Consider the following 20,057-nt stretch of genomic DNA (forward strand, 5'->3'; position numbering starts at 1 on the left):
GCTAAATCGTCTCGAAAGTTGTAGAGGTCATGCACATTGATAAAGAGACGAATTAGCGCAAGGTGAAGGAAGCAACCTTCACAGTGTTAATTCTTTACTCCTTTTAAATGCACTCCCGTAGCAACAGCTAAACTAGCTTATTTCACCTTGCGCAAAAGAACCGTACTCACTGCGTTCGCAGTCGGTAGCCTTTTGCACGTTATTCACCTTATACAAAAGAACTGTACTCACTGCGTTCGCTGTCGCTAGCCTTTTGCACTCTAGGCCCTGAATCAAGTTCAGGGTGACGACTAGGTTGAGTGCCGTGTCACATTGGGTAAAACGGCTCACTTCACCTTGCGCAAATTGAACGTACTCGCTTCGCTCACTGTCGTTACAATTTGCACGATGTCATCCTGAACTCGTTTCAGGACCCATGGGTTTTGATGTTAGCTAGGCTTTAAGAGTGGCAGACTTAGCAATTGTCAAAACAGTTCATTTCACCTTGGGCGAAAGAGTCTTACTCACGGCGTTCACTGGTGCTAGCCTTCTGCACCATAGACCTTGAATCAAGTTCAGGGTGACGAAAAGGGTGGTGGCCTTAGCAACTGTAAAATTAGTTCATTTCACCTTGCGCAAATTACTTACCCAGTCCACACCGGTTCATCTTCTTATTGTGTTTTATGCAATATATAGGGCGGAAACTTTAAAATGCTTTGATATTAAGGAAAATTCAACAGCTGTTGAAAAGCGCGGTCCACTTGTTTTGATGATGATTTATATGAATAAAATCATATTTATAGAGGGTAAAAAGCACAATCTGTATGATTGTAAATGGATGTAACATTGAGCGGCAGATTGTTCTTTTTTTGATAGAATGTTTGTTGGTTTTGATGTATTATCCCCGCCTTGTGAACAGTGGGGCTGTTCAGATATGAAGTATTTAAGTGGAGCGTCAGATGCAGTTTGAATTAGCAATCGACGATTATTTTTTTCTTACTCCTGCGACGATAGGGACTGTCGAGCTCAAGCAATTGCTTGGTGATCTTAAGCCTATGCAAAAAAGGCGTTTAAGTCATTATGCCAAATTAGCCATGGGAAGTTTGTTACAATTAGAAGAAACTTCCTTTGACTGCAATGAAGGTCAAGGTACTCCTGTGTGTGAGTTGGTATTTGCGAGTAGGCATGGTGATTTTCATAAAACCAGTGAATTGCTCGATACATTAGCTTCTAAACAAGAGATATCTCCAACAGCTTTTAGTCTGTCAGTACACAATGCGGTATCTGGTCTTTACTCAATTTTTAAAAATAAAAAAATTCCAATAACGGCTATTTCTGCTGGCAGAGACACTTTTTTATCTGCACTAATAGAAGCATATATACGGATCCATACTAAACGTTTGGATAAGGTTATTCTTATTTACGTGGACCAACCGCTTCCGGATCACTATCAGTGTTTTGCTGATGAAAATCAGCAAGGACATGCAGCTGCACTGGTGCTATCTGCAAATTCAAATAGGGCTGAAGGCAAGGTAAGGTTGTCATTCGACAATACAACAGATGCAGAAACAAGTGCTGAACAAAATACTAATCATTGCCTTATGTTTTGTGAGTGGTTTACATCTGCTGAATCACATCTTGTGCTGTCAAACCAAAGAGCAAACTGGGTTGTTAAAAAGTTATGATTAAACGTATGAGTTACCTACGTCGATTAATTTTGACTGGTGCATCATTTACTCTTTTTGGGGTTGGTGGTATTTTTCTGTCGTTTGTGGTTTTCCCTATTCAGGCATTACTTTATCGCAATGCAGAAAAACGCAAGCAAGTTGCCAGATATAGCGTACACCTCGGTTTTAAATTTTTCCTAAAAGTGATGATGGCATTCGGGTTGTGTAAAGTTGAAGCCGACATCGGAAAGAAACTACAAAATTTAGAGGGAAGTATCATCTTGGCCAATCATCCTTCATTGATTGACGTTGTTGTACTTATCTCTATGGTTCCAAATGCAGATTGTGTAGTGAAAGCACATTTACTAAAAAACCCATTTATGCGCAGAGTTATATTGGGTACTGGCTATATCAGTAACAGTGAGCCAGAGCTGTTGATCACAGACTGTCAGAGCTCTCTTAAACAGGGCAACAATCTAATCATCTTCCCTGAAGGTACGAGAACAAATAAAGATAGCAAACTCGATAGTTTCCAGCGAGGTGCTGCAAATATCGCCCTACGTTGTAATGCTTCACTGACCTTATTAAAAATTCAGGTAACGCCCACGACATTAACTAAAAAAGAAAAGTGGTACCAGATCCCAGAACAGAAAGTTAAATTCTCTCTAACGGAGCTAAATAGAGAGTTATGTATCAAAAAGTACAATCATACTTCCCTGAGCGTAGCTTCTAGAGCAATGACTAAAGATCTGTGGAATATGTATGAACAGGAGTTAAATATAAATGGCTGATGAAAACTTAAAGGCTGTGGTAAAGAAGCTAATAATCGATAGTCTCGATTTAGAAGATATCACACCTGAAGAAATTGTTGATGATGAACCTCTATTCATAGACGGTTTAGGGCTAGATAGTATAGATGCGCTTGAACTTGGACTAGCCGTTAAAAAGCAGTTCGGCGTTAAGATAGATGCAAACAGTGAAGATACAAAGCAGCACTTTGCGTCTGTTAATAGTTTATGTGATTTTATTTCGAGTAATACCGAAGGTTAAAAATGAGTTCTAGAGAAGATTTATTTAAGAAGCTAAGCGAAATTTTGGTTGAAGAATTTGAAATTGAAGAGGACTCAATCAAGCCCGATGCTAATCTTTACGATGAATTGGATTTAGACAGCATCGATGCTGTCGATTTAGTCGTGAAATTACGTGAAATGACGGGTAAGAAAATTGACCCTGAAGCATTCAAGCAAGTTAGAACAGTGAATGACGTAATTGACGAAATGGAAAAGCTATTAAGTAAGTAAGTCACTTGAAAGTTTTTGTTGGAATCATTCTCGCGATTGTAACCCTTGGTTATCCGATAATTGTTTATCAGGGGTTGAAGCACTTTGATTTTCAAGCGTTGGCGCTGTTTCTGGCAAGTGTTCTTACAGTAAAGTTAGTTCTGCAACGTAGAGCGACCTCGAAAGTATTCAATTATATTTTGGGGGTCGGGATTAGCTTCTTAGTTCTGTCATCTGTATTGAATTTACAGGTTGGAATGCTGCTTTACCCAGTCGTGATTAATGCTTGCATGTTGTTTGTATTTGGTGCGTCATTGAAATGGAAACCTTGCATCATTGAACGCTTGGCGAGGATCCGCGAACCTGATTTACCCCCTAAGGGTGTTCAATACACAGAAAAAGTAACCAAGGTATGGTGTGCTTTTTTTGTGATTAATATGCTAGTTTCTTTGTATACCGCCCTATTAGCCCCCATAGAAGTATGGACTTTATACAATGGCTTAATTGCGTACATTGCTATGGGCTTGCTGTTTTTAGGCGAGTGGTTGGTTAGAATTAAAGTCAGAAAACACCATGAATGATCTTTCCCATCTTAAACTCGCTAAGTTTTCCTTTGTGCTGGACACTGGGGAAGTTAAAACAGCTGAGTCTTTTTGGCATGACAGTTATCTTTATAGTAAAAAGCTGGGCGCAGCAATAAATAAATTAGGTATAAGAGCAACACCTAAGGCCGTTTTATTCGATAGTGATCCATATACCTTTGGCTATAAGTTATTTGCATTGCTTGCACGCGGATGTGAAATTGCACTGCCGAATAATCAACAACCCAGTACACTGGAAGATGCTGTTTCAGCTTCGGATGTTGTATGTGGAAGTGCATTTTTAGGTGTTAAGGAAACCTCGACTTGGATAGACGGCATGTCCGAAGTTGAGCTGGGTGAGCAACAGGACGAAGTTTATTGGCCAACAACCGGCACGATCGTCTTTTTTACGTCAGGTTCTACTGGCAAAAGTAAGCAAATTAGAAAAGCCTGGCAGTCTTTGCAACTGGAATTAGATATACTAGCATCGACATTTGAGTTGTCACCAGTGAGGGAGTTTGTTTCCACTGTACCTCATTATCATATTTACGGCTTGCTGTTTAGGTTGCTATTACCTATGAAATTGGGCGTGAAAATTCACCCCACAAAGGAATACCCTGAGCATGTACTACCCCTGCTAAAAACGGCTGAAAAAAATCAATTTGCGATGATTTCGAGTCCGGCATTTTTAAAACGCTTATGCAATGACAATGTACTTGCATCTAACGCTCATGCCTTCAATTGTATATTTTCTTCTGGTGGTGAGTTAAAAAGCGAAATTGCAACTAAGCTGTATTCGCAGATGCAGCTTCCCATAAGAGAGATATATGGAAGTACTGAATCTGGCGGAATTGCGCATCGACAACAAACTCAGGTGTCCGATTCTGTTTGGACGCTGTTTGAAGGGATGTCGATATCCGTAAATCCTGATAGTCAACAGTTAGTACTCTCTTCTCCATATTTAAACTTTGAGCCTCTACTAATGGGCGACAAAGTAAAGGTTTGTTCAAACGGTCAATTTAAGTTGCTAGGGCGTATCGATCGAACGGTAAAGATAGAAGAAAAGCGCGTGAATTTAAGTGCTTTGGAACGCACTCTAGAGGAACATGCGTGGATACAGTCTAGCAAAGTGATTTTACTTGAAGGTAAGCGAAGTACATTAGCAGCCGTCGTGGTTTTGAACATTGGAAATGCAACCTTTGAATCGAAGCACCAGCTAAACCAGATTTTACGCCAACATCTTGCTAACAAGTTTGAATTGATATGTATACCCAAAAAATGGCGGTATGTGGAAGAGTTTCCTATAAACAACCAAGGAAAAACTACGGCAGCAGCATTGGAGAAGCTTTTTGAATAATCTAACTACCCATCCTGAGATGCTTAACGTCACAAAAGACGAGGACACGGTAACTTTATTACTGAATGTAACCGAAAATATCAGCTATTTTCAGGGGCATTTTCCCGACGCGCCAATTTTGGCTGGCGTGGTACAACTCGATTGGGCCGTAAATTATGCTCGAGAGCATTTTGTACTGACTTCTGCTGAAGTGGAAGAGGTTCAGGTCTTAAAGTTTCAAAATGTCATTGTACCTAATAGCCTTATTACTCTGCGGTTGATACAAAAATCACCAACAAAAGTTGTTTTTGAGTATGAATCTGATAAGGGCAGTCACGCTTCAGGGCGCATTGTTTTTGAGGGGGCTTAGGTGAGTTATTGTTTCATTATACCTAACTACAATCATATTCATGGTTTTGTCGACCTTATCAGTCAGTTAAGTGAATACTCTCTGCCTATTATCATTGTGAATGACGCCAGTACAGAATCAATTAAATCTCAACTCGTAACAATCTCACAGCAATATCCGAAGGTGGTCTTATGTCATCATCGCTTTAATCAAGGAAAAGGTGGTGCGGTGCAAACAGGGTTAAATAAGGCAATTGAGTTAGGGTTTTCGCATGCACTTCAAGTTGATGCCGATGGTCAGCACAATTTGCAGGATATAGATACATTTTTATCTCTATCCAAAGCAAACCCTGAAGCACTTATTTCAGGGTATCCTGTATATGATGAATCAGTGCCTAAGCACCGCTATTATGCTCGTTATATCACTCATTTTTGGGTGTGTGTCGAAACCCTTTCTAAGGAATTGAAAGATACCATGTGTGGTTATCGAGTATACCCCCTGACGGCGTACGACCAATTGGCGAGTGGCTCATCACTAGGTAAGAGAATGGATTTTGATATTGAAGTTATGGTCAAGCTCTACTGGCAAAAAACACCATTTAAATTTGTGCCTACGAAAGTTCACTATCCAGAAAACGGCATTTCTCATTTCAAAGCGTTAGATGACAATATTAGAATATCTTGGATGCACACTCGTTTGTGTTTTGGCATGTTATGGAGAAGCCCAGAACTAGTGGCTCGTTTTTTTAGAAGAAGTTTTAACTAATTATGAGTGAAAAGCACTGGTCTCAAATTGGCGAGAGAGGTTCCCTTTTAGGGTTGCGCTTTTTACTAGGTGTTTATCAAATCCTAGGTAAGTATCCCCTTTGGTTATTCCTATTTCCCGTGGTTTTTTATTTCTATTTGACAGATAAAAATGGCAGGAATGCGTCCAAACAGTTTTTGTCGAAAGTAGCTGCGGACCAAGAGCAGGGTAAGATTTCTGACAGCCAGCTCTCTGTATTAAAACACTATTGCACATTTGCAGATGCCGCTTTTGATAAGTTAGATGCTTGGCTTGGCAATATTAGCAACAAGCAAATTATTTATAGCTGCCCAGAGGCGATGGAGAATATTGCAAGAAGCGGTAAAGGTGCCATTTTTATCGGTTCACACTTAGGCAATTTAGAAGTGTGTAGAGCGATGAACCAAGATCGCTACGGAACAAAAATAAATGTACTGGTATTCACTCAGCATGCAATTAAGTTTAATCAGTTGCTCAAAGATGTTGCCGATGATGTGGACCTTAATATGATCCAAGTATCAGATGTCGGTCCTGATACTGCTATGCTCCTAAAAGATAAAGTTGAACAGGGAGAAATAGTAGTCATTGTTGGGGATAGGACCAGTCAGTCGGTTGCGGGAAGAGTGATTTATTCGCCATTTCTAGGGCAGGATGCTCCTTTTTCTCAAGGGCCATTTATTTTGGCTGCGTTGCTAGAATGTCCAATATATTGGCTGTTTTGTTTCAAAGAGGGGCGTAATTTCAAAGTTTGTATCGAGCATGTTACTGACAAATTGAAATTACCCCGCAAGCAACGCCAAGAAGTGCTTTCTGAGCTAATTGCTTGTTATGCAAAAAGGCTTGAGCACTACGCTATAAAGTACCCATACCAATGGTTTAATTTTTACGATTTCTGGCAGCGGGATAATAATGCTCAACGTGTCAGCTCTAAAGAGGATAAATAAGTGAGTACAAGTACCATCACTTTTGGTAACAACAAACTTACCATACAAAACATAGTTGATATTGCCAAAGGCAAATCGGCAGTCGCATTGAGCGGCAATGAGCAATTTGCTGAGAAGATTGACTCTGCAGTTGCCTTTTTAGAGAGCTTGCTAGATGAGGAAGGTGTAATCTATGGCGTTACAACTGGGTATGGTGATTCGGTTACGGTTGATATTCCGTTAGATTTAGTGAATGAGCTACCATTACACTTAACTCGATTTCATGGTTGTGGGCTGGGAGATTATTTTGATGAACAGCAAGGTAAAGCGATTCTAGCAGCACGTTTGGCTTCTCTTTCTCAAGGCTTTTCTGGTGTCGATTGGCCTATGTTGAAGTTGCTTTGCGAATTTATTAATCAAGATGTGACTCCTCGCATTCCTCAGGAAGGTTCTGTTGGTGCAAGTGGTGATTTGACTCCGCTTTCATACATCGCTGGGGCTTTGGTTGGAGAGCGGGATGTCCTTTATAAAGGTGAAGTAAAAAATAGTAAAGTTGTGATGCAAGAGCTTGGCTTGAAGCCTATCTCGCTTAGGCCTAAAGAAGGTTTGGCCATAATGAATGGTACTGCAGTAATGACGGCCCTTGCTTGCCTTGCTCATGACCGAGCTAGGTATTTGAGCGAGCTTGCGACAAGAGTAACATCGTTGGCAAGCATTGCTTTGCAGGGGAATTCACATCATTTCGACGAAATTCTGTTTAGTGTGAAGCCTCATCAAGGGCAACAAAAGGTTGCTGCGCGGATTCGCTCAGACCTGCGTCATGTTGAGCATCCTAGAAATTCACCACGACTTCAGGACAGGTACTCTATTCGCTGTGCCCCTCATGTAATTGGCGTGTTAGAAGATAGCCTGCCATTTTTTGAAACTACCATAGAAAATGAACTTAATTCGGCAAACGACAATCCAATCATTGATGGCAGAGGCCAACACGTCTTGCATGGCGGTCATTTCTATGGTGGCCACATCGCGATGGTGATGGACTCATTAAAAACTGCCGTGGCTAATTTAGCTGATCTAGCAGATAGACAGCTAGCTTCTTTGGTTGATACTCGATATAACAATGGGTTGCCTTCCAATTTATCAGCCAGTAGTGAGGAGCGAAAGTATATCAATCATGGGTTTAAGGCTGTACAAATTGGTGCATCAGCATATACAGCTGAAGCACTGAAGCTAACTATGCCTGCGAGTGTATTTTCCCGTTCAACAGAGTGCCACAACCAAGATAAAGTGAGTATGGGGACTATCTCAGCACGAGATGCTCTGAGAGTCTTGCAACTTACAGAACAAGTAATCGCCAGTACTTTACTTGCATCAGTTCAAGGGGTAAGGCTAAGGATTGCTCAGGGGCAGTTGAGTCGTGAAGATTTAGAGGACAATGTAGGAAAGATGTTCGATGACATTGATGCGTCATTCCCTTTATTGGTCGAAGACAGGCCATTAGAGCAAACGCTTAGAGAAACAATTGCATCGATCCAAGGACAAAAATGGGAGCTCTATGAGAAATAAAAAGGTATTGCTAGAAGCACGTGTCGAAATTGAAATTCCTTTTCACGACTGTGATCCGATGAATGTCGTTTGGCATGGCAACTATGCGCGTTATTTTGAAATAGCGCGTTGCAAGTTGTTAGACAAATTCAATTTTGGATATAACAACATGGAAAAGCTAGGTTATGTGTGGCCCATTATAGACATGCAAACTAAGTTTGTTGGCGCATGTGTTTTTGGTCAAAAAATCAGTGTGGTTGCTCAGCTGATTGAATATGAGACTCGGCTCAAAATCAATTATTTAATTACGGATGTTGAGACTGGTAGCAAATTGACCAAAGGGTCAACAACACAAGTGGCTGTGGATAAGGCGACAAAGGAAATGCAGTTTGGTACGCCACAGAAATTAGTAGATAAATTAAAGGCTGCGATAGATACGTGATTAAAGCAATACTCACAATTTTAACGATGCTACTTAGCTTGAACGCTTTTGGTCAGGTTTTGACAGCGCAACAAGCCACAGATAAGTTGAACCTGGTTGCCCCAAGTTTGCCTTTTTCGGGCACTTTTGAGCAGCTGAAGTACTTCAAGGTGTTGAAGCACCCTCTAAAGTCTCACGGAACGTTTGATGTAAATAAACAGCGTTTGTTATGGCAGACACTGGCACCAGTAAAAAGTGCAGTGCTCTACGAAAATGATATGCTTTACACCATAAATAGCCGCGGAGATAAAAAGCCAACACCTCAAGGAAGCGACATGTCTACATTGATATTTGCGCTTTTACAGGGAAAGTTTAAAGAATTGGAAAAGGTCTTTAATTTATCCACTGATAAACGTCGTAATTGTATTTCAATGACGCCCACCAGTGAGCCGTTGAGTATGGCTTTGAATAATGTTGTTTTATGTGGTCAGGGTGGAATAGATAAAATCGAACTCTTTGATAGCAAGAATAACAAGACAATTATTCACTTACAGTTTGCTTCTCAAAAATGACGAAATGAGTTTGTCGTAATCTATGTTATATCTGCCAAAAAAACAGTATTTGCCACTCGGCCTTACGCAGTTAATTGTTGCATTGTCACTACTGATTTATTTATTGCTTCAAGGGAAAGTAAACCTTGAAGCAGATATTCTCTCGCTATTGCCAAATGAGGATATTGAGTTTGTAAGTGAAGCAGAAAATGCATTTTTTCAACGTTACAAAAATAGTGCAATAATCGCCTTTAGTGGGGAAGATGCCCTTACAGCTCACGATAAGGTGCAAAAATACTATGCGGATAAGGGGTGGTTGCATAGAAGTGTCGGTTTTCCAGAGCTAGATGCAGTCGCAGGACTGTACGGCTCCTATCATGGTTATTTATTAGATCAGGAAGCTCGTCAAGCCCTCAAAGGGGGAAGTTCGCTGGGTGAAGCTGCACTGGCTAAATTAAACAATGCATTTGATCCCTTGACACCATTATTTTTCCCCTTAGATCCGACGCTGACAACCGCTGCGTTTGTACAAGCGGCTTTGATGCAACAAGCGAACAGCTTGGCCATTGAAGATGGCCGTTTAGTCGTTAATGACGACGCTAAGCATTATGTGTTAATGCTGTCTCTGCCGTTAGATGAATTAAACAGCATGGATGCAGTCACACAGCTAGTGCATGCGGTTAAAGACACACTTACGAATACTCAGTCTGTATATCCAAATCTTACCATTAGCTATTCTGGGATCCCATTTCACAGCGCAGAAAATATGCATCAGGCAAACAAAGAAATGCGTTGGTTGGGCGGGTTGAGTGCCTTTTTAATTGTATTAATCGTGTTGTGGTCTTTTAAGAGTATTCGCGCTTTGCTAGCTGTGTTGGTAACTCAATTGAATGCTGTGTGTTTTGGTTTATTGGCGTTGTCACTTTTGTATGACAGTACGCATGTCATCACCTTGGTTTTTTCAATTACGTTAATTGGCATTGCAATAGACTATAGCTTTCATGTGATGTCGACAGATCAAAAAGACGCCGTGGCTTACAGCAAGGTGCGTAGTGCTGTTAAGTTAGGGTGTATTTCTACTGTAAGTGGTTATTGTGCATTTATGCTATTGCCTATGGAAGCACTAGAACAAGTCGGTATATTTATTGCGTTTGGATTGGTTGGTGCACTATGTAGTGCGTTATTTATCATCCCCTATTTGTTTTCTCAGTGTACTAGCCAATCTCGTTTGAACCAGCTTGGAGAGCGAGTTAGCGTTTTTTTAGATTCGGCAAGACGTCCTACAACAGTAATAATTTCTTTGCTTGGTTTACTGTCCACCTTGTTTATCTTGACCAATAAACAAGTATTTAATGATGATATTGCGCTGCTTAACGCAAGTAGTGAAGCACTGAGAAAAAATGAAGCAATGCATCAGCAGTGGTTTTTTGGCACCCAAAGCCAGCGATTAATATTATGGGATTCAAATTTAGAGTTGTTATTAGAAAAAGAGGAAAAATTGATTGCTGCACTTAAGTCGCAATCGCCACACATCTCAGTTCAAGCATTGAGCAATTGGCTTCCTTCTAAATCTAGACAGCAGGAAAACCTTGTACTGTTGACTGAAGCATTAAGCCGTGGTGATTTTGACATTCTAGCTGGGCTGTTAGGCCAACCGATTGAAGTCGGCGCAACTTCAAATTTAACACTAGACGTTTTATTAAAGTCTGAACTAAGTGAATTATATTCCAGCCAATACCTCGAATTAAACGGTCAACACGCCAGTTTGATTTATGTCAATGGTGCTGAAACACAGTATATCGATACTGTGTTAAAAAACTTTGCAAAGGTTGCTCGAGTGGATAAAGCTGAACAACTTTCTCGAGTGCTATTTGAAATGCGGCATAGTTTATTGATTTGGTTTGCTATTGCGTTAAGTGTGTTCTTATTGGTGTTATGCGTGCGCTTTGATCTCGTATCTGCTGTCAAGAGTGGTATTTGGCTACTCTTATCATGTCTAATTGGATTAGCTGGCGCGCTATTGCTTCAGGGGAGCTTGAATTTATTTAATTTCTTAGCCTTGGTTTTATTAGTTGCGTTGGCCATAGATTATTTTATTTTTTACCTTAAATGTGGTCAGGAACGCAGTACAGCGCTGGCAATATCTCTGTCAGCCCTTTCATCAGTATTCGTATTTGGAATGCTGTCATTTAGTCAAACACCAGCCATTTATAGTTTTGGCTATACCATCATGATAGGTATTGTAAGTATTTATTTTGTAGCGCCTTTAGTTGTAAAGAGGAAAGCATGAATCGAGAAGTATCAGACGTAATAATTATTGGCGCAGGACCTGCTGGCGCTGCGGCCGGAGCGATGTTGGCGCGTAATGGCTATCAAGTCACAATCATAGAAAAACAACATTTCCCGCGATTTTCAATCGGCGAAAGCCTTTTGCCTCAATGTATGTCGTTTCTTAAAGAAGCTGGCCTTGAGCCTCTGATCCATGATGCAGCTGAGCAACTTGGCTTTCAGTATAAAGATGGCGCAACCTTCCAAAAGTTAGATAGTTATACCAGCTTTGATTTTGAAAAAAAATTCAGTGCAGGGCCGTTCGAAACATATCAAGTAAAACGCGCTGACTTTGACCATTTACTGGCAAAAGGAGCTGCACAATTTGGCGCTGATATTCGTTTCGGCCACACAGTAGAAAAGGTTGATGTGGAATCTGAAATGCCAATATTGGACGTACGCAATGAGCAAGGTGAATTGTATCAATTACAAGGCAAGTTTTTGTTAGATGCAAGTGGCTTTGCTAGAGTGTTGCCGCGTTTGCTCGATTTAGAAAGGCCTTCTTGTTTTCCCTCAAGAAAGTCGTTTTTCACACACATCAAAGACAACATTCAATGTGAACAATTTGATCGCAACAAAATTCTAATCACCGTTCATCCAGATTCACCAGATATTTGGTTGTGGTTAATTCCCTTTTCAGATGGCACGGCAAGTATAGGTGTAGTGGGCAAAGAAGCGCAATTTTGTGAAAACTTGTCCGAACGAGAGACGCTTAAAAAGTTTGTATACTCAGCACCCAATTTAGCGTATTTGCTGAAAAATGCTGAATGGCTTAATGATGTGAATAGCATTAAGGGCTACAGCGCTGATGTAACCCATTTATCCGGTAAAAATTATGCGTTGCTTGGTAACGCTGGGGAGTTTTTGGATCCGGTATTTTCTTCTGGCGTTACAATCGCATTAAAGTCGGCGAGCCTTATTTCACCTCTTGTTGTAAAGCACTTAGAGGGTGAGCATGTGGATTTTGAAAACGAATTCGAAGTGCCGCTGCGAAAAGGCGTAGATTGCTTTAAGACATTTGTTACCGCGTGGTACAGTGCTGAGTTTCAAGATATCATTTTTTATGATGAACAAGACCCATCTGTGAAAAGTATGATTTGTTCGATTTTGGCGGGCTATGCTTGGGATGAAAAGAATCCTTATGTAGCACAGAGTGAGCGCCGTTTGAAAGTGCTGGTGGATTTATGTCGCATGTAAGCTCATTGGTTAAGAGTTTTAGCTTAGTGCTCATGATCTCAATTGTGAGTGCATGTGCTTTAATTAAGGTTCATGAGCAAGGTACAGTTCACTTAACGGGGCATGTAACCATGTCTTTAGGATCTGTAGCTAAAGAGCTTCAAGGAAAGCATTTTGCCCAGTTACTGCAGTTTAAAGTCAACGATCAGGTTAATGAATTGATTGTGCAACTAGAGTTTAAACAGCGGGAAATGTCGATGGTTGCAATGACAACAACAGGTTTGCCTATTTTTGAACAGACTTTTCGCGATGATGGCACACATCACCTACATAGTTATATTGAGCTTCCAGAGGTGAAACCAGAATATGTCATTGCTGACATTCAATTGGTGCATTGGCCTATTGAGCTGCTTCAACAAAATCTACACGGTGCTAGAATTACCGAAGAATATGTAGGCAGCGAACTAAAGCGAGTTGTCTTGGTAGATGAGCGACCAATCATTGAAATCAGCAAGTCTCCTGAAAAAACCATCTATGTCAATTTAGAACGCAATTATAAAATAGAGCTTAGCGGCTTAGACTAATGAGTTGAGATTATGACTTCATTTATAAATGATTTGGGTATTGTTTGCTCATTGGGTTGTGGCCAGAGTGAAATTAAACAATCGTTGAAAAATCCTGAGCAAGAATATTTGAGCTTAGACTCTGAATTACACACCTCAGGAAGGCCGGTTTATGTTGGTAAAGTGCGAGGCAAGTTGCCGTCATTGGCGCCATTTCCTAGCCACTATCAGACCAGAAACAACGCCTTGGCCAAGCTGGCTTATTCTCAAATTGAAAGTGCTTTTCTGACGTTAAGTCAGGGGGTAGAAAAAAAGCGCATCGCTGTTGTGATAGGTACCAGTACATCAGGCGTTGCGACTGGTGAAGAAGCCGCTTTGCATTTTAAAGTGCAAGGTGGCTTCCCTAAAGAATATGATTACCAGTGCCAAGAGCTTGTAGCGCCAGCACAGTTTATTGCAGACCTTGCAGGTGCTTTAGGCCCTGTATATGCGATATCAACAGCATGTAGCTCTAGTGCAAAAGCAATGATGACCGCTCATATGTTACTAGACAGCGACTTAGCCGATATTGTGATATGTGGTGGTGTAGATTCTTTGTGTCGACTCACCGTGAATGGATTTGACGCTTTAGAATCGGTATCAGCTTCTTTATGTGAACCGTTTGCACAGGAGCGTGACGGGATTAATATTGGAGAAGCGGCAGCGTTATTTATCATGTCCAACCAAGTGAGCAAAATTGCATTGTTTGGTGTTGGTGAAAGCTCCGATGCCTATCATATATCAGCGCCCGATCCCAGCGGGGCTGGAGCTATATCTGCGATGCAGCAAGCTTTAGAGATGGCTGGGTGCGATGTATCTGACATAGATTATGTAAACTTGCATGGTACGGGTACTGTGAAAAATGATGAGATGGAATCAAAAGCGGTGTTTGATGTGTTTGCTGATAACGTTAATGCGAGTTCAACTAAGCGTTTTACCGGTCATACACTCGGAGCTGCGGGCGCTTTGGAAGCTGGGCTTTGCTGGCTACTTCTCGATGATCACCAAACACCTTTGCCAATGCATAAAATGACAAAACCAAGAGATATGAGTTTACCCCAAATTTCATTGGTAAATGCCACAAATTATACTAAGCCTAAGCTATGTTTGAGTAATTCTTTTGCATTTGGTGGAAACAATATCAGCCTTATTCTAGGAACTAGAAATGAAGAAGAATAGCTATGGCATTGAGCAGCTAATCGCACATCGCGATCCGATGATACTTATCACTGAGTTGACTGCATACGATGACAACCACGCCCAAGGAACAGTGTGTGTTACGGCGGAATCCCCGTTTATGTCTGAAAAAGGTGTACCGAGTTACGTCGGGATTGAGTACATGGCACAGATGGTCGCGGCTTATGCTGGTGCTAAGGCATTGGATAATGGTGGCACCATTGATATTGGCTTTTTATTAGGCTCGAGAAAATATAAGACGCACACCCCTTACTTCAAAGCCGCTCAAAACCTCGTTATAAGCGTAGAGGAATTGCACAAAGAAGAAAGTGGTCTTGGTGTATTTGATTGTAAAATTAAGTACAATGACGAATTGTTGGCTGAAGCTAAAGTAAATGTCTTTCAGCCTGACGATCCACAAGGTTTTATCAAGGGGCAATAATGCAAAAAAGAATTTTAGTTACGGGCTCTAGCCGAGGTATTGGCAAGGCTATCGCATTTGAATTAGCACAGCAAGGGTATGATATTGCACTACATTGTCGTAGCAACGTGGCCATGGCTGAGGCGTTCAAAAGTGAGCTAGAAGCGTTGGGGCGCCATGTAACTGTATTGCAATTTGATGTGTGCGATCGTCAAGCCGCCAAAGAAGCGTTGTTAAACGATATCGAAGAGTTTGGTGCTTACTATGGTGTTGTTTGTAATGCAGGCATAACTCGCGATGGTGCTTTTCCTGCATTGACTGATGATGATTGGGACAGCGTGATCCGTACGGGGCTAGACGGTTTCTATAATGTCGTTCATCCCGTCTTGATGCCAATGATCCAAATGCGAAAAGGTGGTCGAATTATCACCGTAACCTCTGTTTCGGGTATTGCTGGCAATAGAGGACAGGTTAACTATAGTGCTGCAAAAGGCGGTGTTATTAGTGCAACAAAGGCGCTGTCTTTAGAGCTTGCAAAAAGAAAGATAACCGTCAATAGCGTTGCTCCAGGGTTGATTGAAACAGATATGACGGAAGGGGCGGAGATCGATGAAATTAAAAAGCTGATCCCTATGCGTAGAGCGGGGCAACCCAAAGAAGTCGCAGCGACAGTGGCCTTTTTGATGTCTGATGGAGCTGGTTACATTACTCGTCAAGTTATTTCTGTAAATGGTGGGTTGGTATAATGAAGCGTGTTGTTGTTACAGGCATGTCTGCGATCACTGCTCTAGGTCAAGATTGGGAAAGTTTTAAAGCCAATCTGCAAAATGGCCAAAGTGCGATTAAGCAGATGCCTGAATGGGCAGAAGTTGCTGAATTAAACACTCAAGTTGCAGCTCCTGTTGAAGACTTTGAAAAGCCAAAACACTATAAACGTAAAATGATCCGTTCTATGGGCCGTGTTGCATTGATGTCAACGGTTGCCACAGAAAAGGCGCTGGCACAAGCTGGGTTGTTGCAACACGAAAGCTTGACCAATGGCGACACAGGTGTTTCTTATGGTTCATCTTCTGGCTCGACTGCTCCGACCGTTGAATTTGGCAAGTTATTGAGTAACAAAGACATGTCAGGTATCACCGCGACAAGCTATATCCAAATGATGGCACATACAACAGCGGTTAATATCGGAGTATTCTTTGGTGCTAAAGGCCGAGTTGTGACAACAAGTTCGGCATGTACATCCGGTTCACAGGGAATTGGTTATGCTTACGAAGCAATACAGTCTGGACGTCAAAAGGTTATGATTGCTGGTGGTGCAGAGGAGTTATGTGTCTCTGGTGCCGCTGTATTTGACACTTTATATGCAACTTCAACAAAACTTGCGCCAGAAAATACACCTCGACCATTTGACAAAGCCAGAGACGGTTTAGTGATAGGTGAAGGGGCAGGTACACTTATTCTTGAAGAGCTAGAGTTTGCCAAAGCAAGGGGGGCCACTATACTCGCTGAAGTAGTTGGTTTTGGTACTAATTCAGATGGTCAGCATATTACTCAACCGACGTCGGTGACAATGGAAGAGGCGATGCGTTTAGCTTTGCGGGATGCACAATTACAACCAGAACAGATCAGCTATGTGAATGCCCATGGTACAGCAACAGATCGCGGAGATATTGCAGAGTCACATGCGACATTTTCAGTATTTGGTGAAAAGCCAATTAGCTCGTTAAAGAGCTACCTAGGGCATACTCTAGGAGCGTGTGGAGCGATAGAAGCGTGGGCATGTATTAATATGCTTAATTCAAATTGGTGTGCACCCACACTTAACCTCACCGAAGTAGATCCAGAGTGTGCGCCACTGCACTATGTAACCGGTCAAGGTGAGCAAAGAAATATGGATTATGTAATGTCGAATAATTTTGCTTTTGGTGGAATTAATACTTCTTTGATCTTTAAAAAATACAACGCCTAGTTAGTCAGCACCTCTCAGGTATAGCCCGTGCAATCGCATTTATACACGGGCTCTCCAATGTAAAACTACAATTGTTATGTCAGCGTTTTTACAGCTTGAGTAATACCTTCCAATGTCAGTGGGTACATCCTTCTCTCCATGAGCCCATCAATTTGCTCAATAGACTGATAATAATTCCAATAGTTTTTTGGCTGCGGGTTTAGCCAAGCGACTTTGTCAAAGTGGTCGGTAAGGCGTTGCAACCAAACACGGCCAGGCTCTTGATTCCAATGCTCGACACTTCCACCTGGGTAGGTGATTTCATACGGGCCCATCGTTGCATCACCTACAAATATTAAGCGGTAATCTTTGCCGAATTTATTAATGAGCTGGTAGGTGTCAAGCAGTGAGTCGTTTAATCGTTCATTATCTTTCCAAACATGCTCATATACACAGTTGTGAAAATAGAAAAACTCTAAGTGTTTAAACTCGCTGTGAGCAGCACTAAAAAGCTGTTCGCAAATTTGGATATGATCGTCCATCGAACCGCCAATATCAAACAACATGAGAACGCTGATGGCATTGTGTCTTTGCGGTGCCATCTTAACATCTAAGAGTCCGCCTTGTTTTGCTGTCGCTTCAATCGTATTGTTTAAATCAAGCTCCTCCCCCTCATGACTGTGAGCAAACTTTCTCAGTTGTTTAATTGCTAGCTTCATATTTCGGGTACTGAGATCTGCGTCTTTATCGAGGTTTTTGTATTGTCGTTTGTCCCACACTTTCACCGCTTTTCGGTGGCGGCTCTCATGTTGACCAATACGAACTCCTTCGGGGTTATATCCGTATGCCCCAAATGGAGATGTGCCACCAGTACCGACCCATTTGTTGCCACCAGCGTGTCTTTTTTGCTGCTCTTCAAGGCGGTTCTTAAGTGCTTCCATAAGCTTATCTAAACCACCTAAGGCTTTGAGCTTGGCTTTTTCTTCATCGCTAAGGTGTTTCTCGAACTCTTTTCTCAACCAGTCTGCGGGCAAGGCTTGTTGTTGAAGTGCATTGGCAATATTTACTTGCTCTACACCTTGGAAGTAGTCAGCAAACGCGCGATCGAACTTATCAAATAAGGTTTCGTCCTTTACGAAGATGACCTTACTAAGTGTATAAAAGTCATCGAGGCTGCCAAAACATAGCCCTTTCTCAAGCGCGGCTAAGCAATCTAACAACTCTCTTAGGCTTGCTTTAATACCGTGCCGTCTCAGAGTAAACAGGAACTCGATGAGCATTATCTTTTACTCATAAATGCGAGTTTTTCAATTAAGGTGACATCTTGCTCATTTTTCAACAAAGCGCCAAATAAAGGCATCAGGCCACCTTGATGTGTCTTATCATGCAGTGTTGCTGCGTCAATATCTTCAGCAAGGAGTAACTTTAGCCAGTCTAATAGCTCACTGGTGCTGGGCTTTTTCTTTAGGCCTCTAATGTCTCGTAAATTGAAGAATACTTCCAATGCTTGATTTAACAACGTTGTTTTTAAATTTGGAAAATGGACATCCACAATGGCTTTCATTTCTTCAAGTGATGGAAAATCGATGTAATGGAAGAAGCATCTGCGCAAAAACGCGTCGGGCAGCTCTTTTTCGTTATTTGACGTAATGATGACGATAGGTCGAATATCTGCTTTTACCTGCTGCTGTGTTTCATAGACATGAAACTCCATTTTATCGAGTTCGAGCAGGAGGTCATTTGGAAACTCGATGTCGGCTTTGTCTATTTCATCGATGAGCAGAACTGGGCGTTTTTTTGCCGAAAATGCCTGCCACAATTTCCCCTTTATGATGTAGTTATTGACATCATGAACACGTTCATCGCCCAATTGGCTATCGCGCAGACGCGAGACTGCGTCGTATTCATAGAGGCCCTGCTGAGCTTTGGTTGTAGACTTGATGTGCCATTGAATCAATTCGGTGTCTAAACTTTGTGCTAGCTCTTCTGCTAACAGAGTTTTACCTGTACCAGGTTCACCTTTGATAAGCAGTGGTTTCTCCAAAAGAATGGCAGCATTAACCGCCTGCTGTAGTGCCGCTGTCGCGATATATGTACTTGTGCCTTTGAACATTATTTATTGTGGTCTGAGGAGATCATGGTATCAGTTTGCCACACTTCTGTTTTCACTATCAAATTTCATTCTTCACGTACAAATTGAAATCTAGGCTGTGTTTCGCCATCGACAATGACATTTTCAATAAACATGCTAAGTGGCCTTGCCCAGTGGTCATAGTTTCCATATAGAGTTTGATAGATCACAAGGGGTTCTTCGCTTTCACTGTGGGTTGCAACAAACAACACTTGGTATTCTTTACCCTTGTAATGTCGGTATATCCCTTTTTTAACTTGGTTAGGCATTGTTGAGTCCTCATATGACTGGGTATAATTGGCTTATTCAATAGCGAGAGAGTATGCTCGTTTATCTATGAAATAAGGTTTTAATACATGAATTATATTGCGCTTGGCGATTTCAAGAAAGCATGGGTTTTTAGACATAAGGACCTCCCGATTGACGAGTTGGATTTGGCCCAAATAAAACCTATGACGGCACAGCGCGCTGCTGTTCTTTGGAGCACAATGGTTAGCCGGGAGCAAGATCATCCTGACTTTTTTACCCCCACTGATTGGGCTGGTAAAGAAGATAATTGGGAGGAGGTTGTCGATTGGGAGGGCAAGTGGGAGGAAGGTGAGCCACTATTACCTTCTGAGATCACAGAATATTTGCAGTGGGAAGACAATACAACCGTTTATTTTTGCTTGTCGAGAGATCATGTTATTGAGACACAGTTTGGAGTGTTCAAACGCTGCTGGCAAAACTTTATGTTTTTAGTCGATGGCAGTTTGTTACTCGGTAAAAAACGTGATGCGGCTGTACAGTTTTTAGAGTCAGGTGAAGCAAAGCTTGGGCAGCGACCTAAAGGAAATTAAATCATCGCCTTGTTATTTTGC

Annotated in this window: 23 protein-coding genes; 20 read left to right on the top strand and 3 right to left on the bottom strand. The window is 41.6% G+C overall.

Translation table 11 applies throughout. The annotated features are described in order from the left end of the window. Nucleotides 1–938 precede the first annotated feature (938 nt). The 19 genes from J8M00_RS22120 to J8M00_RS22210 are packed head-to-tail and all read left to right on the top strand — an operon-like array spanning nucleotide 939 to nucleotide 17,087. Nucleotides 939–1,664 carry a beta-ketoacyl synthase chain length factor gene (locus J8M00_RS22120; RefSeq protein WP_211012644.1) on the top strand — a complete coding sequence of 242 codons (726 nt, stop codon included), beginning with the start codon at nucleotides 939–941 and terminating at the stop codon, nucleotides 1,662–1,664. Between the two features lie 8 nt (nucleotides 1,665–1,672). Then, nucleotides 1,673–2,437 carry a lysophospholipid acyltransferase family protein gene (locus J8M00_RS22125; RefSeq protein ID WP_247687517.1) on the top strand — a complete coding sequence of 255 codons (765 nt, stop codon included), beginning with the start codon at nucleotides 1,673–1,675 and terminating at the stop codon, nucleotides 2,435–2,437. Beyond that, nucleotides 2,430–2,696, top strand: a complete 267-nt coding sequence (locus J8M00_RS22130) for a phosphopantetheine-binding protein (RefSeq protein ID WP_211012646.1) — start codon at nucleotides 2,430–2,432, stop codon at nucleotides 2,694–2,696. The genes J8M00_RS22125 and J8M00_RS22130 overlap by 8 nt, the downstream gene beginning before the upstream one ends. A gap of 2 nt (nucleotides 2,697–2,698) precedes the next feature. After that, nucleotides 2,699–2,947 carry an acyl carrier protein gene (locus tag J8M00_RS22135; protein ID WP_211012647.1) on the top strand — a complete coding sequence of 83 codons (249 nt, stop codon included), beginning with the start codon at nucleotides 2,699–2,701 and terminating at the stop codon, nucleotides 2,945–2,947. Nucleotides 2,948–2,952: 5 nt separating this feature from the next. Beyond that, on the top strand, nucleotides 2,953–3,507 hold the full coding sequence (locus tag J8M00_RS22140; protein WP_211012648.1) for a hypothetical protein: 555 nt from the start codon (nucleotides 2,953–2,955) through the stop codon (nucleotides 3,505–3,507). Continuing rightward, nucleotides 3,500–4,864, top strand: coding sequence for an AMP-binding protein (locus J8M00_RS22145; RefSeq protein ID WP_211012649.1), 1,365 nt, complete (start codon nucleotides 3,500–3,502; stop codon nucleotides 4,862–4,864). The genes J8M00_RS22140 and J8M00_RS22145 overlap by 8 nt, the downstream gene beginning before the upstream one ends. After that, entirely contained in the window at nucleotides 4,857–5,213 is a 357-nt protein-coding gene (locus J8M00_RS22150; RefSeq protein ID WP_211012650.1) for a thioester dehydrase, read from the top strand. Before J8M00_RS22145 ends, J8M00_RS22150 begins: the two co-directional genes overlap by 8 nt. Further along, the gene (locus J8M00_RS22155) at nucleotides 5,214–5,957 is read left to right on the top strand and encodes a glycosyltransferase family 2 protein (protein ID WP_211012651.1); all 744 of its coding nucleotides are present in this window, start codon (nucleotides 5,214–5,216) and stop codon (nucleotides 5,955–5,957) included. A gap of 2 nt (nucleotides 5,958–5,959) precedes the next feature. After that, nucleotides 5,960–6,919 carry an acyltransferase gene (locus J8M00_RS22160; protein WP_211012652.1) on the top strand — a complete coding sequence of 320 codons (960 nt, stop codon included), beginning with the start codon at nucleotides 5,960–5,962 and terminating at the stop codon, nucleotides 6,917–6,919. Then, nucleotides 6,920–8,464, top strand: coding sequence for an HAL/PAL/TAL family ammonia-lyase (locus tag J8M00_RS22165; RefSeq protein WP_211012653.1), 1,545 nt, complete (start codon nucleotides 6,920–6,922; stop codon nucleotides 8,462–8,464). Beyond that, complete coding sequence (locus J8M00_RS22170; protein ID WP_211012654.1) at nucleotides 8,454–8,885, top strand: acyl-CoA thioesterase; 432 nt, start codon at nucleotides 8,454–8,456, stop codon at nucleotides 8,883–8,885. Before J8M00_RS22165 ends, J8M00_RS22170 begins: the two co-directional genes overlap by 11 nt. Then, on the top strand, nucleotides 8,882–9,436 hold the full coding sequence (locus tag J8M00_RS22175; RefSeq protein WP_211012655.1) for a LolA family protein: 555 nt from the start codon (nucleotides 8,882–8,884) through the stop codon (nucleotides 9,434–9,436). The genes J8M00_RS22170 and J8M00_RS22175 overlap by 4 nt, the downstream gene beginning before the upstream one ends. Before the next feature lie 22 nt (nucleotides 9,437–9,458). Next, nucleotides 9,459–11,705: an efflux RND transporter permease subunit gene (locus J8M00_RS22180; protein ID WP_211012656.1), complete on the top strand. Its 2,247-nt coding sequence runs from the start codon at nucleotides 9,459–9,461 to the stop codon at nucleotides 11,703–11,705. Then, entirely contained in the window at nucleotides 11,702–12,940 is a 1,239-nt protein-coding gene (locus J8M00_RS22185) for an NAD(P)/FAD-dependent oxidoreductase (protein WP_211012657.1), read from the top strand. Before J8M00_RS22180 ends, J8M00_RS22185 begins: the two co-directional genes overlap by 4 nt. After that, nucleotides 12,928–13,503, top strand: a complete 576-nt coding sequence (locus J8M00_RS22190; protein ID WP_211012658.1) for a DUF3261 domain-containing protein — start codon at nucleotides 12,928–12,930, stop codon at nucleotides 13,501–13,503. The genes J8M00_RS22185 and J8M00_RS22190 overlap by 13 nt, the downstream gene beginning before the upstream one ends. 12 nt (nucleotides 13,504–13,515) lie before the next feature. After that, entirely contained in the window at nucleotides 13,516–14,700 is a 1,185-nt protein-coding gene (locus J8M00_RS22195; RefSeq protein ID WP_211012659.1) for a beta-ketoacyl-ACP synthase, read from the top strand. Continuing rightward, a complete protein-coding gene (locus J8M00_RS22200; RefSeq protein ID WP_211012660.1) occupies nucleotides 14,687–15,139 on the top strand; it encodes a hotdog family protein in 453 nt (150 codons plus the stop codon). Before J8M00_RS22195 ends, J8M00_RS22200 begins: the two co-directional genes overlap by 14 nt. After that, nucleotides 15,139–15,864, top strand: a complete 726-nt coding sequence (gene fabG, locus J8M00_RS22205; RefSeq protein ID WP_211012661.1) for a 3-oxoacyl-ACP reductase FabG — start codon at nucleotides 15,139–15,141, stop codon at nucleotides 15,862–15,864. Before J8M00_RS22200 ends, fabG begins: the two co-directional genes overlap by 1 nt. Beyond that, the gene (locus J8M00_RS22210; RefSeq protein WP_211012662.1) at nucleotides 15,864–17,087 is read left to right on the top strand and encodes a beta-ketoacyl-ACP synthase; all 1,224 of its coding nucleotides are present in this window, start codon (nucleotides 15,864–15,866) and stop codon (nucleotides 17,085–17,087) included. Before fabG ends, J8M00_RS22210 begins: the two co-directional genes overlap by 1 nt. Nucleotides 17,088–17,161: 74 nt before the next feature. Here J8M00_RS22210 and J8M00_RS22215 read toward each other — a convergent pair whose 3' ends face one another. From J8M00_RS22215 to J8M00_RS22225, 3 genes are all read right to left on the bottom strand, one after another. Continuing rightward, entirely contained in the window at nucleotides 17,162–18,346 is a 1,185-nt protein-coding gene (locus J8M00_RS22215; RefSeq protein ID WP_211012663.1) for a vWA domain-containing protein, read from the bottom strand. Next, a complete protein-coding gene (locus J8M00_RS22220) occupies nucleotides 18,346–19,179 on the bottom strand; it encodes an AAA family ATPase (RefSeq protein ID WP_211012664.1) in 834 nt (277 codons plus the stop codon). Before J8M00_RS22220 ends, J8M00_RS22215 begins: the two co-directional genes overlap by 1 nt. Nucleotides 19,180–19,244: 65 nt before the next feature. Beyond that, on the bottom strand, nucleotides 19,245–19,466 hold the full coding sequence (locus J8M00_RS22225) for a DUF1653 domain-containing protein (protein ID WP_211012665.1): 222 nt from the start codon (nucleotides 19,464–19,466) through the stop codon (nucleotides 19,245–19,247). A gap of 87 nt (nucleotides 19,467–19,553) precedes the next feature. Between J8M00_RS22225 and J8M00_RS22230 the strand changes: the two genes are divergently transcribed. Beyond that, nucleotides 19,554–20,036 carry a DUF2947 family protein gene (locus J8M00_RS22230; protein ID WP_211012666.1) on the top strand — a complete coding sequence of 161 codons (483 nt, stop codon included), beginning with the start codon at nucleotides 19,554–19,556 and terminating at the stop codon, nucleotides 20,034–20,036. Nucleotides 20,037–20,057 lie beyond the last annotated feature (21 nt).

The sequence above is a fragment of the Pseudoalteromonas luteoviolacea genome, from assembly GCF_018100925.1.
GTDB lineage: Bacteria > Pseudomonadota > Gammaproteobacteria > Enterobacterales > Alteromonadaceae > Pseudoalteromonas > Pseudoalteromonas obscura.